The organism is Terriglobus sp. ADX1 (assembly GCF_036877645.1).
Taxonomy (GTDB): Bacteria; Acidobacteriota; Terriglobia; order Terriglobales; family Acidobacteriaceae; genus Terriglobus.
This window is the reverse complement of sequence record NZ_JAEDXV010000011.1, coordinates 66,390-82,878: the sequence shown is the minus strand read 5'-3', so window position 1 is coordinate 82,878 and position 16,489 is coordinate 66,390. Positions and strand designations below refer to the sequence as shown.

Annotated in this window: 12 protein-coding genes; 6 read left to right on the top strand and 6 right to left on the bottom strand. The window is 58.0% G+C overall.

Annotated features, from left to right (window positions below):
* The first annotated feature begins 269 nt into the window (after nt 1–269).
* Nucleotides 270–2,162, top strand: a complete 1,893-nt coding sequence (locus tag JAO32_RS09285; RefSeq protein ID WP_334239626.1) for a YXWGXW repeat-containing protein — start codon at nt 270–272, stop codon at nt 2,160–2,162.
* A 69-nt stretch (nt 2,163–2,231) separates the two neighbouring features.
* On the opposite strand, the gene JAO32_RS09280 is transcribed toward JAO32_RS09285, so the two are convergent.
* Nucleotides 2,232–3,569 (bottom strand): Nramp family divalent metal transporter, encoded by a 1,338-nt coding sequence (locus tag JAO32_RS09280; protein WP_334239625.1) that lies wholly within the window; start codon nt 3,567–3,569, stop codon nt 2,232–2,234.
* Between the two features lie 63 nt (nt 3,570–3,632).
* Between JAO32_RS09280 and purD the strand changes: the two genes are divergently transcribed.
* Together purD and JAO32_RS09270 are read left to right on the top strand one after the other, a co-directional pair.
* Entirely contained in the window at nt 3,633–4,889 is a 1,257-nt protein-coding gene (gene purD, locus JAO32_RS09275; protein ID WP_334239624.1) for a phosphoribosylamine--glycine ligase, read from the top strand.
* Nucleotides 4,890–5,313: 424 nt separating this feature from the next.
* Nucleotides 5,314–7,131: a 30S ribosomal protein S1 gene (locus JAO32_RS09270; RefSeq protein WP_334239623.1), complete on the top strand. Its 1,818-nt coding sequence runs from the start codon at nt 5,314–5,316 to the stop codon at nt 7,129–7,131.
* A gap of 386 nt (nt 7,132–7,517) precedes the next feature.
* Here the strand turns inward: JAO32_RS09270 and JAO32_RS09265 are convergent, their stop codons facing one another.
* The 4 genes from JAO32_RS09265 to JAO32_RS09250 all read right to left on the bottom strand — a co-directional run bounded on the left by JAO32_RS09265 (nt 7,518) and on the right by JAO32_RS09250 (nt 10,481).
* Nucleotides 7,518–8,408, bottom strand: a complete 891-nt coding sequence (locus JAO32_RS09265; RefSeq protein ID WP_334239622.1) for a hypothetical protein — start codon at nt 8,406–8,408, stop codon at nt 7,518–7,520.
* A gap of 60 nt (nt 8,409–8,468) precedes the next feature.
* Nucleotides 8,469–8,648 (bottom strand): hypothetical protein, encoded by a 180-nt coding sequence (locus JAO32_RS09260; protein WP_334239621.1) that lies wholly within the window; start codon nt 8,646–8,648, stop codon nt 8,469–8,471.
* 392 nt (nt 8,649–9,040) lie between these two features.
* Nucleotides 9,041–9,658 (bottom strand): HNH endonuclease, encoded by a 618-nt coding sequence (locus JAO32_RS09255; RefSeq protein ID WP_334239620.1) that lies wholly within the window; start codon nt 9,656–9,658, stop codon nt 9,041–9,043.
* An 88-nt stretch (nt 9,659–9,746) separates the two neighbouring features.
* Nucleotides 9,747–10,481: a ComF family protein gene (locus JAO32_RS09250; RefSeq protein WP_334239619.1), complete on the bottom strand. Its 735-nt coding sequence runs from the start codon at nt 10,479–10,481 to the stop codon at nt 9,747–9,749.
* A 524-nt stretch (nt 10,482–11,005) separates the two neighbouring features.
* Here JAO32_RS09250 and egtB point away from each other — a divergent pair.
* Both egtB and egtD read left to right on the top strand, forming a co-directional pair.
* Nucleotides 11,006–12,325, top strand: coding sequence for an ergothioneine biosynthesis protein EgtB (egtB, locus tag JAO32_RS09245; RefSeq protein WP_334239618.1), 1,320 nt, complete (start codon nt 11,006–11,008; stop codon nt 12,323–12,325).
* An 8-nt stretch (nt 12,326–12,333) separates the two neighbouring features.
* Nucleotides 12,334–13,356 carry an L-histidine N(alpha)-methyltransferase gene (gene egtD / locus JAO32_RS09240; protein ID WP_334239617.1) on the top strand — a complete coding sequence of 341 codons (1,023 nt, stop codon included), beginning with the start codon at nt 12,334–12,336 and terminating at the stop codon, nt 13,354–13,356.
* A 50-nt stretch (nt 13,357–13,406) separates the two neighbouring features.
* Here egtD and JAO32_RS09235 read toward each other — a convergent pair whose 3' ends face one another.
* On the bottom strand, nt 13,407–14,003 hold the full coding sequence (locus JAO32_RS09235) for a hypothetical protein (RefSeq protein WP_334239616.1): 597 nt from the start codon (nt 14,001–14,003) through the stop codon (nt 13,407–13,409).
* A 97-nt stretch (nt 14,004–14,100) separates the two neighbouring features.
* Here JAO32_RS09235 and JAO32_RS09230 point away from each other — a divergent pair, with 97 nt between their 5' ends.
* Nucleotides 14,101–16,413: a GH92 family glycosyl hydrolase gene (locus JAO32_RS09230; protein WP_334239615.1), complete on the top strand. Its 2,313-nt coding sequence runs from the start codon at nt 14,101–14,103 to the stop codon at nt 16,411–16,413.
* The last annotated feature ends 76 nt before the right edge of the window (nt 16,414–16,489 follow it).

The window sequence follows — 16,489 nt, the reverse complement described above, 5'->3', positions numbered from 1 at the left end:
GGCTGTGGCAATCAAGAGTAGCAAAACGGGAGCGATACAGAATTACAGCGAGATGCGGCCGCGATCATGCCTGCCGCGGCGGAAACGCTTCAACCTCATCAGGGAGCGGTCCATAGGGTCTATGGTAACGCGGAATGGGTGCACTTCAAAAGTGTCGGGAAGTGGGAAATAGTTTCTCGCAACCCTTTCCCCCAGACCGGGTTTGATTCGTGCAGGATGGGATCAACGGCAGACAGCTTCGCAGCATCTGACCATCTCTGAGGATTTTTATGAAGAACGTATCGCTCTACCGGTCTGCAGTACTCATTTCCTCGCTCGGGCTCGTCCTGACAGGATGCCGGAGCAACGCGGCGAACACTCCCGCACCAATCGTGGACGGCAACGCTGCCGCGACCGATCCTGCCAATGCGAACATGCTGCCGACACAGGTAGCCGGTGTAAGCTACGCCGCCATGCCGCAAAGCAATGGCACCAGCTACGCGCCGCAAGCCCAGACTGCACCCCAGTCCGGCCGCAACACGCAGAATGAAGCACTGCAATACAACACCGCGCCGCCTGCCTATCAGGGCAACAACCAGCAGCAGCAGCAACCCGTTTACGACAATTCCCAGCAGCAACAACCCGTCAACGACCAACAGCCATACACCGATCAGCAGGCTGCCAACGCCGCGGAATACGACGAATACAACGCCCTGCTCGATCCCGACGTGCCTGCCGCCTCCGAAGCTCCTCCTCCATTGCCGCAGGATTATGAACAGCCTGTAGCGCCCGGTCCGGACTACATGTGGACGCCCGGCTACTGGGATTACGCAACCGCCGGTTACTACTACGTCCCCGGAGCATGGGTTGCGCCACCGTTTATCGGTGCACTGTGGACACCCGGATGGTGGGGTTGGTATGGCGGCCATTACCGTTGGCACCACGGCTATTGGGGAAACCACATCGGCTTCTACGGCGGTATCAACTATGGCTTCGGCTACATCGGCTACGGATATCAGGGTGGCTACTGGAATAACAATCACTTCTGGTACAACACCGCAGTGAACCGCGTACAACCGCGCATCGTAAACAACTACGTTTACAACCGCCGCGTAGAAGTGGTGAACAACACGTACATCAACAACTCTCGCGTCTCCTACTTCGGCGGCAACGGCGGTCTGCGCCGTGCGCCTTCGCCACAGGAGTTTGCGGCTGTGCGTGAACAGCGTGTGCCTCCCATGCAGTCGCAGGTGCAAAACCGGCAGGCGGCCATGCAGAATCGCGCGCAGTTCTTCCAGCAGAATCGCGGTCGCCCCACGATGGTCACGACAGCACGACCTCTGCCTGCACAACGCGGCATCGTAGCTCCTCCGCGGACGGTAGCCCCCATGCAGGGCAACAACATGCACCCCGGACAGAACGGGTTCAATGGTGCGCTGCCTGCCAACGCAACGCAGCAACAGCGTCAGCAGTTTGAACAGCAGCGCCAGCAGTTCAACAATCAGCAGCGCATACAGCAGAACATGAACCCGCAGCAACGCCAGCAGTTCGAACAACAGCAGCGTGTGCAGCAGCAGAACATGCAAAACCAGCAGCGCATGCAACAAAACATGAACCAGCAGCAACGCCAGCAGTTTGAACAGCAGCAGCGCGCGCAACAGCAGAATCAACAGAACCAGCAACGTCAGCAGCAGGAACAACAGCACCAGCAGCAGCAGAACCTGCAGAATCAGCAGCGTCAGCAACAGGAACAGCAGCGCCAGCAGGTAAATCAACAGAACCAGCAGCGCGAACAGGAACAACAGCGCCAACAGCAGATGCAGAACCAGCAGCGTGAACAACAGCAGAACCAGCAGCGTGCTCAGGAACAGCAACGTCAGCAGGAGCAACAGCGTCAGCAGCAGCAACAACGTCAGGCGCAGGAGCAGCAGCAGCGCGTACAGCAGGAACAACAGCGCCAGCAGCAACAACAACAACGCCAGGTGCAGGAACAACAGCGCCAGCAGGTGCAACAGCAACAGCGCCAGATGCAGGAGCAGCAACGCCAGGTGCAACAACAGCAGCAGCACCAGGTGCAGCAGCAACATCAGATGCAACAGCAAATGCAGCATCAGCAACAGCAGGTGCAACACGCCGCCCCACCGCAGGCTCCTCACGGCGGCGGTGATCCACACCACCACTAAACCAAATAGAAAATCTGAAATATAAAAAGAGGCCGCACCGGAAAAAAGGGGCGGCCTCTTCTTTTGTCGCTATGCCGTAAACATCTGCCAGAGAAGCACGCAGTTCAACCCAATGATGAGCATGGCCACAGTCCATCCCGCAATGGCCGTCGCGCGGTTATTGCAGAACTCACCCATCACATTCTTCTTGCCCGTCAGCAACAACAGCGGCACCAGCGCGAACGGAATGCCGAAGGACAACACCGCCTGCGACAGCAGTAATACCTTCAACTCATCCAGCCCCATGGCAATGACCACCAGCGCAGGGATGATCGTGATCAGGCGCCGAAGATAGATAGGAAACTTAACATGCAGGAATCCTTCAATCACCACCTGCCCGGCCAGCACACCAATCGTCGATGAAGACAAGCCGCTGCACAACAGCGCCACGGCAAATGCAACCTGCGCCATCGGCCCCAGCAGCGGTCCCAGTGTCTGATGCGCGCCTTCCAGCTTGCTGATAGCGGCTTCACCCACACCACTCAGCGCCGCTGCCGCCATAATCAACATGGCAGAGTTAATGAGCCAAGCGCCATTCATGGCAAAGATAATGTCAATGCGTTCAAAGCGAAGATAACGCCGACGGAAGTCGCGCAAACGGCTCGCTTCCTGTGCGCGATTGGCACCACCGCTAATGCCGCGTTCCACAAATGTCGTCAGACGCGGCTGCATCAGCGACGAGTGCAGATAGATCACATGCGGCATCACCGTCGCACCTAGCATGGCCACGGCAATGTATAGAGTCTCGTGATTCAGGTGCGGCACCAGCGTGCCACGCACTGCCTGCGACCAATCCGGATGCACCAGGAAAATCTCAATCGCGTAGCAGAAACCAATCGCGCTGACTAACGCAATGATGACGCCTTCAAAGTGACGGAAGCCGCGTTGATTCAATGCCAGCAACAAAAACACAAACACCGTTGTCGCCAGCGCAGCCAGAAACATCACGGTGGTGCGGCTCATGCCATGCGCCAGAAAATACGGCCCCACCAGCAAATAAAAGCCGAGCGCCGCGCCAAGAAACTCCGCCAGGTCCGTGGCAATCGCGCTGATCTCTGCGCCCACCCAAAGCAGCCACACCACAGGCTTTGAAAAATGCTCGCGACAACACTCTGGCAGCGTATGTCCCGTCGCAATGCCCAGCTTCGCGGACAGGTATTGCACCAGCATGGCCATCGCATTCGACCACAGCAAGACCCACAGCAACGTGTAGCCATACTTGGCGCCGCCCACAATATTCGAAGCAAAATTGCCGGGATCGATATAAGCAACAGACGCAACAAACGCTGGACCAAAGAACGTCCATAGCTCGCGCAGCGTGATGCGCGGCTCAGCCTTCTCTTGCGAAATGGCAGTCTTTAGGCTCACCTAAATAGAGCATAGCAGCATCTGGGCCACCTTCCACGCAAATCCCGCGAGATACTAGAAACTATGAAGGTTCTGGTGATTGGCGCAGGTGGCCGTGAACATGCCATCTGCTGGGCGCTGCGAAAGTCCGCGCGCGTGAAGGAACTGGTGTGCGCACCGGGCAACGCGGGCATTGAAACCATTGCAAAATGCCTGCCCGTAAAGCAGGACGACGTGGCAGACATGCTGCGCGTCACAGACGCCGTACAGCCCAACCTGGTCGTCATTGGCCCAGAAGTCCCGCTTGCCGCTGGCATTGTGGATGCGTTGCAGGAACGCGGCATCCGCGTCTTTGGCCCCACCCAGGCTGCAGCGCAACTGGAAAGCAGCAAAGCCTTCACCAAGGACTTCCTGCAGCGCCACAACATCCCCACCGCCCGCTACGTCACGGTCCAAACTCTGGACGAAGCGCAGACGGCACTGCCGGAGTTTTCCCTCCCCGTGGTGCTGAAGGCCGACGGCCTGGCCGCAGGCAAGGGCGTCATCATCGCCACCACCGACGCCGAAGCCGACGCCGCAGTGCAGGAACTGCTGCCCATGAACGGCTCGCTCGTCATCGAGGAGTTCCTCACCGGCGACGAACTCAGCGTCTTCGCCCTCTGCGACGGCACGCACGCCACCATTATTGCCGCCGCGCAGGACCACAAACGCATCGGCGAAGGCGACACTGGCCCCAACACCGGCGGCATGGGCGCATACTCCACAGACCTCCTGCTCCCCGACGAGCTCAAAACATGGGTGCTGCAGCACGTCGCACAGCCCACTGTCGACGGCATGAAGGCCGAGGGCTATCCCTTCCGCGGCATCCTGTTCATCGGCCTGATGATGACGCCAAACGGACCTAAAGTCCTTGAATTCAACACCCGCTGGGGCGACCCGGAAACGGAAGCCATCCTTCTCCGCTTGGAAACGGACTTCCTCGACCTCGTCGACGCCTCCGTTGACGGCACGGCCGACAAGCTGGACATCCGCCTGAAGCCGGGCGCAGCCATTAGCGTCATCCTTGCCAGCGCAGGCTATCCGGCCAGCGCGGAAAAAGGCGTCGTCATCCACGGCCTGGACACCCCGCCCCCCGCCAGCGTCGAGATCTTCCATGCCGGCACCGCCCGCAATGAAGCAGGTGAAGTCGTCACAGCAGGCGGTCGTGTCCTGGCCATCGCCGCCGAAGCAGAGAATCTGCGCCGCGCCGCCGGAAAGGCCTATGACGCCGCCTCCACTATCTCCTTCAAAGGCATGCAAATGCGCCGCGACATCGGCTGGCGCGCCTTGCAGCGAGAATAAACAACAATTCAAAACCAATCATGCGCGAGCCAGGTGAGAGAAAGTTACAAGCTCTCCCTGGCTCATTTCATCCTGCGCACATTCTTCCACTCCGCTGGCAGCTTCTGGCGCTTGCCTTAGAAGGGCCGATTTCGTTGACCCCTGACCTTTTTAAGTCCTATACTTAAACTAAGCTCTGGCGCCTAAGAATTTGCGCGGGCTACCTTGGACAATTCGCTCTTGCGGTTTCAACCAGCCGGCGCCTGTGCGTCGTCTGCTCACACGTCGAAACACGTTTCAGCGCACTGCCGGTAGTGGCCCTCTGAATCCTTCGGGCACTGCGGAGCGTCAATAGCTGAGGCAGCCCGGATGCACATGTATCTGTCGCCATCCCCCCGCTAAATCTGAACCTGAGAGCAAAACTCTGACCACCGAACTGGAAACCATGCCGACCGAAACCACCACTCCTGACAACCAGCACGAAGAAACCGTAGGCGCCAACCACCTGGTTACGCCTGCACCGGAAACCACCACCGCCGACGACGACATCGATTACGACGCAGCCGACTTTGCTGCTGCGCTCGAAAGCTTTGACCGTGAGCAGGCCGAAGAAAAGGCCGCTGCCTCCTCCGCCATGGAAGAGGACAAGGTCGTTACCGGCACCGTGGTGAAGATCACCGACAAGCATGTGGTCGTAGACATCGGACTGAAGTCCGAGGGCCTGATTCCGAAGGAGCAGGTGCTTGACCACACTGGCGAGCCGAAGCTGGCCGTGGGTGATGCAGTGGAAGTCGTGGTGGAGCGCGAGGAGCCGGAAGGTGGCTACCTGGTTTCCTACGAGAAGGCACAGCGTCACCGCCTGTGGGATCAGCTCGAGAAGGCCGCTGCAGACAAGACCCCGGTGACCGGTACGGTTCTGTCCCGCGTCAAGGGTGGCCTCACCGTTGATATCGGCGTGAAGGCATTCCTCCCCGGCTCACAGGTGGAGATCCGCCCCGTTCGCAACCTGGACACCTACCTGGGCCAGCAGCTGGACGTTCGCGTCATCAAGCTGAACAAGAAGCGCGGCAACGTGGTTGTCTCCCGCAAGGAAATCCTTGAGGAAGAGCAGAACGCCAAGAAGTCCGTCACGCTTGAGACCCTCGAAGAGGGCACCGTGCTGACCGGCGTGGTGAAGAACCTGACAGACTACGGCGCATTCGTTGAGCTGGGCGGCCTGGATGGCCTGCTCCACATCACCGACATGAGCTGGGGCCGCCTGACGCATCCGCGGGACCTGGTTCAGGTTGGCGACGAGATCCAGGTGAAGGTTCTCAAGTTCGACAAGGATAAGCACCGCGTCTCCCTCGGCTTCAAGCAGCTCACCCCTGACCCGTGGCTGGACGCGACTGAGCGTTACCCTATCGGAGCACAGGTAAAGGGCCGCGTTCTGTCCGTGACCGACTACGGCGCATTCGTCGAGTTGGAGCAGGGCATCGAAGGCCTGGTCCACGTCTCGGAAATGACCTGGTCCAAGCGCATGAAGCACCCGTCGAAGATGGTTAAGCCCGGCGACGAAGTCGACACCATCATCCTCCAGGTCAACCCGAACGATCGCCGCATCTCGCTTGGCATGAAGCAGCTGCAGGACAATCCGTGGGAGCAGTTGGAGAACAAGTACCCCACCGGTGCAACGGTGGAAGGTCGCGTGCGCAACCTGACCGACTTCGGTGCGTTCATCGAGATCGAAGACGGCATCGACGGCCTGGTTCACGTTTCGAACCTGAGCTGGACGAAGCGCATCAAGCACCCCTCGGAAGTCCTGAAGAAGGGCGAGAAGGTCAAGGCTGTTGTTCTCGGAGTTGAGCCGGAGAACCGTCGCCTGAGCCTCGGTGTGAAGCAGTTGGAGCCCGATGTATGGGATACCTTCTTCGCGCAGCACCGGGTGGGCGATGTGGTCAAGGGCAAGGTTCTGCGTACCGCCCAGTTCGGCGCCTTCGTTGAGATCGCCGAGGGTGTGGAAGGTCTGTGCCACGTCTCTGAAGCTGTTGACGAGACCGGCAAGCAGGCTGAACTGCAGGTGGGTTCGGAGCACGAGTTCAAGATCGTGAAGATGAGCCCCGAAGAGAAGAAGGTCGGCCTCAGCCTCCGTGGCATCGGCGAAGAAGCCAGCCGCGAAGAGGTGGAGAGCTACAAGACACCTTCCTCCAGCAGCTCCTCCAGCTCGTCCTCCAGCACCACGCTGGGCGACCTCATCAACTGGAAGCGCTCAGAGCGCGAGTAACTCTCGCCTCGCGCAACATAAGCAAGGGCCACCCGCAAGGGTGGCCTTTCTGCTTCCTATCGCGTATCAGCAGGAGCTGCCTGTATTGAAGCAAAGCTCACACACTCGAAGTCCGTCAAGCAGGGCCGCATCCTTGTATTGAAGCAGACTCATACGCTCGAAGACCGTCATTCTGAGCGAAGCGAAGAATCCCGACACTCTTCATCGCGCCTATAGCGCCCATCCCTTCCACCACAAATCCAAACCAGCTTCGCGTAAGCGAAGCTCGTACGGTCGCAGGCCGTCATCCTGAGCGAAGCCGAAGGACCTGCATTCTTCTCCTGAACAACGATTCCGCGGGAAGGAATATCCGCTCGCTGCAATAGAAAGAGGAACAGGCCAATGACCTAAATTTCTTTTTCTTTCTCGTCCGCTGGGTTCATCTTTGCCGAAGCACGATGAAACACCTCAATCTCAGCCGCGGCAAAGGCATCCGGCGGAACGCCACCAATGGCAACATACCCTGGCTCCGCACCAAACTGCTCCGCAATACGGTTCCACGCATGGAACGGCGACGTGGTGGCAAGCAGCACGAACTTGCGCTTAGGCTCAGGCCTGCTGAAATACCAGATCCAGATCAATTGCGCGAGCCAACCAACAAGAATCTGGACAATAGCGTATGGCCGGTAGAGATAACGCTGTTTGAACAGAGAGGGCGCCTGGATTGTGGTGACCAGCGAAGTAATGACAAGACCAAAGCTAACGCCGAAGACACGACTCTTCAGAGACAGTCCCATCGGGCGAATAGCCAGGCAAACAAAGATCACCAGGCTCACGGTGAGCGTGCCGCTAATGCGCTGAAGCTCCGTGACAAGGCCCACGATGACTTCACCGCCTTGAACATTGGTCGCCTGTGCCGCATCCAAAGCTAGGAAGACAGAAATGGCAAAGATCCACCAATACACGATATTGCCAAGCTGCTGTAGACCCTTCAGAGGCCGCATGGCTTCGCGCAGCACAAAGTAAGTCATAAGTACGGCAAAGATTGCCTGGAGTGCGAAGCAGATATAGAAGGCATAGAAGTAGATTTGATAGGCTGTTCGAGCCGTCAGGTTATGTTCCCTGCCATGTGCACGCAGCCATTCAAAGGTAAAGAAGGGAATCGTCTGCCAGTTGCTGATAATCAGCATCGGCCAGTAGGTCTTCAATTCGCGCGCTCGAATGAGGAAGATCAACGCAACAACGCTCAGCGCAATCTCGATCGCGCTGAGCGTGTTGTAGAGCGGGAACGTGGACACCGGAAATCTCCTTGAGCAAGAGCATATCAAGGAGCAGCGTGTCGGCTGACCCGATAAAAATTAGTCGTAGATACCGCAGCCGTTGGGATCGCTCGGGGGGCACGACGGCGGGGGGATCGAAGCCGCTGTCGCGGTGGTCTTCTTCGTGGTTTTGGTCTGTGCGTTTGCAGATCCGGTAGAAGCAGCGCCCAGCATCAGCAGAAGCGACATCACGGCAGAGGTAACAACGGTCTTTTTCATTTGGGAAGTCCTCCAAGACTCTTCCGGAAATTCATCCGGGCAAGACTTACCCTAAGTGACCGATAACAGCGCGTCCATTCATTCCGAAGACATAACAATGCCTACAACAATCGCAGTTACTGAAGTCATTTTAGATGTCATGGGGGAAAGCGATTAGGACAGAAGAATGCGTGTAGTCAGAGGAATCCCTGCGCACATCCACAACCTTTCGGGAACCGGTGCACACCGGTGGCACTCACTACCCGTTGGACGTCGGAAGGAGGCAACTGCTCTTATCGGCAGTGTTGTGCAAGTCTTTGAGTTAAGACTAGGAGATATTAAGAAGAACCTTACCAAAAACAACAGCGCTCCTCCACAAAAAGAGCGCTGCGTGGTATCAGTTCTGATACTTTTTATGCTTCGAAGTACAAATACTTTCGCCAGGCTGCATCGCCGGAGCCCAACATCCGCATAATATGCCGCGAAGTATGCAGTGAAAATGGGCGTGGCTCACGCATCAGCTTCATATCCTGCAGCTCATGTAAAAGCTGGTTGCCCTTGCGACGATTGCAATCATGGCAGCAAGCTACCAGGTTCTCCCATGTCGAAGTGCCTCCACGCGAACGCGGCAGAACATGATCCAGCGTAAGTTCGCTAGTGGTCAGAACACAGCCACAGTACTGGCACGTATTCCGATCGCGCAGAAGAATGTTCTTACGTGAAAGCGCGCGTGTCTGATGCGGAATGCGACGATACTCCAGCAGACGAATCACTGACGGCATGGGCATGCGGATGCAGGCTGCGTGCAGCGTGTGTCCCTGCTCTTCTTCCGTACGGGCCACGCCTTTCAGCACCAGCACCAGCGCACGACGCGCACCACAGATGTTGATGGGTTCATAGGAAGCGTTCAATACCAGCACCGGCGTCTGCAACGTGGTTCCTCCACGACGCGGACGTGGATCCTCACCGGGTGGAGTGAGGGTGTGGCACTTAGCGAGCGACTTCTGCTTACGGGCTTTGGCGGAATGCATCTCGAGCACTGCTCCTTGCGAAGGGTGATTTCGATCTGTTCGTGCTTGCCTGTCGTTCTTTACGTCTCTCTTTGCACCTGGCGATCGACTACTGGACCGGGTGCGGGTAAATCGAAGTTCCAAATCGGTTGGGCGACGGATACTCCGTGCTATCCATCGGTGCGGTCCACAAAACAGGGATCTGACTTCCAGCACGAGCAAGCGTGACCACACGCACACTCTCTGCTCCTGCAGCCAACAACACTTCCGTGCATTCCGTGACAGTGGCGCCGGTGGTATACACATCATCCACCAGTAGGACGTGGCGTCCGCCAACGGAGCCTCGCACACGAAACGCGCCACGCACATTCTCGCGGCGTTCCTCGGGCGACAAACGATACTGTGATTCCTTGTGATGAACGCGCTTCATTCGCTGCGGAGCCAGCTCCATCTTCCAGTGCGGATAGTGTCGCCGAACGACACGTATCGCAGCATGCGCCAGCAGGTGGCTCTGGTTATACAAACGACGACGCCTGAAGAGCGGCACTGGAATCACCAGCAGCGACTCCGGCATGCCCTCTGCCTGCGTCAGGACAGCCTCCGCCAACATCGCCCCCATAGGCCGCGCCAGCGAGCGTACATTGCCAAACTTGAACAGCCGCAGCGCATGCCGCATTAACTCATAAGAGCCAAAGGCCGTAGCGCGTACAAACGCAGGCGCAGTCAATCTGCATTCGCTGCAAAGAATCCGCTCGCCGAACTCCCGGTACGACGGTTCATACCCCAACGGCTCGGCGCAATGATGGCAGCAGACACCCAGACGGAAGCTTTCAACAGCCGCCATGCACCCATCGCACAGCGGCACCAGCCGTCCGTCGGTCAGTGGATGAACCCGGCACAGCCGACACCGTGCAGGTGCAAGAAAAGCAGTAGCTGAATGGAGAGCGGAGCGGAACAGCGAACGAGGCGAGACGAAATCCATGGCGCAGGAAGTACTCTCTACTGCCATTGTCACTTCGGATTCACCACCTGCGTACAACGTCTTATGGAAGACGCACCTCGCTGGCATTATCCCCTGCGAAGCCCTGAAATAGCCTTGCAATTCCCGGCCCAGAACGGCATGGGGATGTATTTGACCGCAGTATATGCCGCTTTGCGCCTCCGGCGAAAGAGCCACCCGGCCAAGAATCCAAAAAGATTCCGCCATGACCTGCAGCCCCATCAAATCGTGGAACTTTTTTCTGGCGCACCGCCCCTAAGAAAGCAGAACATAGTGCGTCAATTCTGCATCCAATCCACCTGCGGCAACATCTTCCTCTCTACCCAATGCGTGCGGTTATCCATCCCCTTCCCTGAGGTTCATGCGAAATGGCCACCACTGTTGCTTCAAATGTCCTGCATCCCGTGCAAGCCACGCTGTTGCAACGATTTCTGGCCGCACGACAGGCCACGGAAGATGCCTGCCGCACGCTGACAACTGAGGATCAGATGGTGCAGTCCTGCCCGGAAGCCAGCCCCACCAAGTGGCATCAGGCACATACAAGCTGGTTCTTTGAGACTTTTGTGCTGACGCAGTTTCTCCGCGGCTATCAGCCCTTCCACCCGGATTTCCATTGGCTCTTCAACAGCTACTACCGCAGCCTGGGCAATGAGATTCCCGAGAAAAAACTCCGCGCATCCTTCTCGCGCCCCTCTCTGGAAACCATCGTCGCCTTCCGCGCGCATGTAAACCGACACATCGAGCTGCTACTGCAACAGGACTCCGTGCCCGACGACGCACTGCGTCGCATCGTGCTCGGCATCCAGCATGAGCAGCAACACCTCGAACTGCTGCTGACCGACATCAAGCACGCCTTCTTCACCAATCCGTTGCATCCCATCTATCGCGAAACGCAGACTGCCACAGACGCAGAAGGAACACCCGCGCGCTGGATCGAATTCCAGGGCGGCCTGCAGGAAATCGGATACGCCCTCAACGATGCAGACCCGCTCGACTTCTGTTTTGACAACGAAACCCCGCGCCACACCGTCTATCTCCAGCCCTACGCCTTGGAGAATCGGCTCGTCACCTGCGGCGAATACCTCGCCTTCATGAATGACAACGCCTACACGCGCGCCGAACTGTGGCTCAGTGAAGGCATTGACACCATCGAACACGAGCACTGGGAAGCGCCTCTCTACTGGCAGCGATGTACGGATGACAGCACAGGCTGGCGCATCTTCACACTCGCCGGATGGCGTGGCCTCTCCACCATGCTGGCCACACCGGTATGCCACGTAAGTCTCTTCGAAGCCGACGCCTACGCACGCTGGCGTGGTTGTCGACTCCCAACCGAAGCGGAATGGGAACATGCAGCAAGCGAAGCACCAACGGAAACAACCGGCCTGTTAGAACAAGGCAGACTCCATCCCTCTGCCGCCGCCTCCGACGGCCTCACACAAATGCTGGGCTACGCATGGGAGTGGACCGCATCAGCCTATACCGGCTATCCCGGCTACGTCCCGCTACCCGGCGCGCTCGGTGAATACAACGGCAAATTCATGTCCAGCCAGATGGTGCTTCGCGGAGGCTCCGTCGCAACTCCGGCAACTCACATCCGCGCCGCCTATCGCAACTTCTTCACGCCGGGCACACGCTGGCAGTTTTCCGGCATCCGTCTGGCACGGGCTTTTTCTCACAACGAATAGGACCACTGGTGAGCACATCTTTTTCCTCCCCTGAGCTTCTCACGCCGCCTCTCGCCAATCCCGTACAGGATGCGGTGGCCACAGCCGTGCGTGAAGGCTTGTCCTGCACGCCAAAGTGGCTGCCCGCGTGGCTGTTTTACGATGCGGAAGGTTCACGACTCTTCGAACGCATCACCACACTGCCGGAGTACTACCCCACGCGCACCGAGCGTGCCATCTTCGCGGGCTACGCGGACGGCATCATCGACACCGCCATACGTACATGGCAACAGACACATCCCGGTCGCAGTGGCCGACTCCGCATCCTGGAACTCGGCGCAGGAACCGCCACCAAGACAGGCATCCTGCTTGACGCCGCAGTGCGCCGACAGGGTCAAACGGAATATCTCCCCATCGACGTATCCGAGTCCGCGATGGCCGAAGCATGCGCCTCCATGGAACGCGTACAAAGCGGAGTCATCGTCTCGCCACAGGTTGCCAACTACGTCACCGACGCATTGGAAATCCCGCAGCACGACGGCCCCACCATGGCGCTCTACATCGGCAGCAGTATCGGCAACTTCGATCCTGAAGAAGCAGCCACCATCCTCGGCAATCTACGCAGACAGTTGCAGCCAGGCGACACGCTGTTGCTCGGCACAGACATGGTGAAAGATCGCCGCAAACTCGAAGCAGCATACAACGATCACGACGGCGTAACCGAAGCCTTCAATCTGAATCTGCTACGCCGCATCAATCGCGATCTCCGCGCCAACTTTGATCTCGCACGCTATCGACACATGGCGGTCTGGAATGAAGAACGGTCGCGCATTGAAATGCACCTGCAATCCCTGCGCGATCAGATCGTGCGCATCCCTGCGCTGAATGCCTCGTTCCAATTCGCAAAAGGCGAAACCATCCACACGGAAAACAGCTATAAGTTCACCGGCTCATCCATTGCATCACTGCTGCACAGCGCAAGCTATGCACCCGTAGAGCAATGGACTGACGAGCAACGTTGGTTCGCCGTCACACTCGCCACTCCTGAATAAGAATGGGCTGCCTCGAAAGGCAGCCCAAAACATTTGCAACAAACGTCCTCTTAGTGCGCGAACGCCGTCACCAGATCCATCACGTCAGCAATGATGCGTGTGGTCGGATTATAGGCAACCATGTAGCCGTCATAGTAGCCATACTGATAGCCCGCGGGCGGTGGCGGCATCCCGCGCCAGTACGACGAAGGCACCGGACGAATCGAGTAATTGCGAGGAATCGTGTATCCCGGTGCGAACGCAGGACGCTTGCGATTCCGGTAACGCATCGCATCCGAGCGATAGTGCTGCGCAACCTGATTGCGATAGTTCTGGTCGAACTGGAAATTAGGCCGTCCCGCATTGCCCTGCGGTGGACGCTGATTGTTTTGAGGCGGCCGTTGATTGTTCTGAGGAGGACGCTGATTCCCCTGCTGCGGTGGACGCTGGCCGTTCTGAGGAGGGCGTTGATTTCCCTGCTGCGGAGGACGTTGTCCGTTCTGTGGCGGACGCTGGTTTCCTTGCTGCGGTGGACGCTGCTGGTTCCCCGGTCCTTGCTGCCCTGGCGGAGGACCACCCTGCCCCGGCTGCGCGCTCACATAACCCGTAGTCATCACTGCGGCTGCAAGCGCAACGGCAGGCAAAAAACGCTTTCGATCAAATTGCATGATTTACCCCTGATGCGGAGTTGGATGCCGTGGAAACGGCAAAGAGTGCCTGACAGAATTCCTATCGATCCGTCGCGCGGGTTTACCCTGTAGCGGCATGCGTTTTCCATCTCTTCGCACATTCGTCGCCTGCAGCCTGTTCCTATTGGCTGCGGCCAACGCACAGCAATCACCCGTTGCTGCTGTCGATCCTTTCATCGGTACCGGCCCAGAAGGCCACACCTTCCCCGGCGCAGCCGTCCCCTTTGGCATGGTGCAGCTCTCGCCCGACACACAGATCCGCCCCTTCAAGCAAAGCTACAAGTGGGCCGCAGGCTATCGCTATGAAGACACCACCATCCTCGGCTTCTCGCACACACACTTCTCCGGCGCAGGCCACTCTGACTTGGGCGACATCCTTCTGCAACCCATCAGCGGCGATAATGTAAACCTCGAACCCGGCGATGCAGATCATCCCGGCTATCGCTCGAAGTTCAGCCACACATCAGAAAAAGCCTCGCCCGGCTACTACGCTGTAACGCTTGAAGACTACGGCATCCGCGCAGAACTCACCGCCACCACGCGCGTTGGCGTGCATCGCTATGCCTTCCCTTCCGGCAGGCGTCACATCCTCATCGACCTGCGCTCCAGCATCTACAACTATCCCGGCAAAGTTCTGTGGTCACGCATCCGCGTACGCAACGACGGCACCATCACCGGCATGCGTGAAACACGAGGCTGGGCGCCTGGACGCCAACTCTACTTCGCTATCCGCTTCTCGCAGCCACTCACCGCGCACCATCTCTACAACCGCGAGTCGCAGCCCATCCTCTACAACGGCTTCAAAACTCCCGGCAACACACCGGAAGACACGCAGAGCAAAGAAGGCCGCGGTCTCATCGGCGTCTTAGACTTCGCCTCTTCTCCCAAACCATTAGTTGTCAAAGTCGCCATCTCGCCAGTAAGCGAAGACAACGCCATCGCCAACATGGACGCAGAAGTTCCCGCATTCGACTTCGAAGCCGCGCATCGCGCAGCTACAGCACAGTGGGAGAAAGCACTCGGCGCGTTGGAAATCACCGCCCCCGAAGCCACACGCAAGAGCCTCTACACCGCGCTGTATCACACACTCCTCGCGCCCTCCGTCAGCATGGACGTCGACGGAAGCTATCGCGGCCCCGACAATCAAGTCCACAAAGCACAGGGCTTCAACTTCGTCAGCAGCCTCTCGCTATGGGACACCTATCGCGCAGAACAGCCGCTGATGACGCTGCTGCAACCTGCATCGCGCACCGCTGACCTCGCGCAATCGATGCTCGCCTCGCAAAAGGAAAGCCCCTTCGGCATCCTTCCCGTGTGGCAATTCCAGGGCATTGAAACATGGTGCATGATCGGCTATCACGCCGTGCCCGTCCTCGCCGATGCCATTGCAAAAGACATCCCCGGCTTCGATAAGAACGCCGCACTCGACGCCATGGTCGCATCCGCAAAGTACGCACCCTACGGCAACCTCGGTGCATACATGAAGCTCGGTTACGTCCCCGTCGACAACGATCAGGAAGCCGCATCAAAGACAGTCGAATACGCCTTCGACGACTGGACCATCGCCAGGACCGCAGAGAAACTCGGCCGCAAAGATATAGCCGCCGAGTTCTACAAACGCGCACAGTACTGGCGCAACAACTTCAACACCAAAGATGGATTCGTTGAACCACGCCTTGCCAACGGCGACTACCGCACGCCCTTCGATCCCACGAAAGCCGGCGCAAACAGCGGCTTCACCGAAGGCAACGCATGGCAATACTCCTGGTATCAACCGCAGGATGAACTCGGTCTCATCAAGTTACTCGGCGGCCCTGACAAGTTAGTCGCAAAGCTCGACGAAATGTTCGACCAGAAAGTCGATCCCGCAAAGTACGCCGACGTGGAAGATATCTCCGGCATGATCGGCCAGTACATCCACGGCAACGAACCCAGCCATCATCTTCCCTATCTCTACATGTACGCCGGTCAACCCTGGCGCACACAGGCGCGCCTCAAACAGATCGTCGATTCGCAATACAAACCCGCACCCGACGGCCTCGTCGGCAACGACGACCTCGGACAAATGTCCGCATGGCTACTCTTCACATCGCTCGGCTTCTATCCCGTGGCACCCGCCAGCAATGAATACGTCATCGGCAAACCCTTCGTCGATCAAGCAACCATGCACCTTCCCAACGGTAAGAGCTTTACCATCACCGCTGAAAATCTGAGCGACACCAACGCCTTCGTGCAAAGCATCACGCTCAACGGCAAACCACTCGATCGCAGCTTCCTCACAAACGATGAACTGATGAACGGTGGCGAACTCCACTTCGTCATGAGCGCCAAAGAAAAAGCCTCATGGTCCATGAAGAACCACACTGCCCCGTACTCCATGACAAAGTAAGAAACTACGAAACAAAAAGGCCGCGATGAAAACTCATCGCGGCCTTTGCGCATGTAGCGCGTTTATTCCTTCTTGC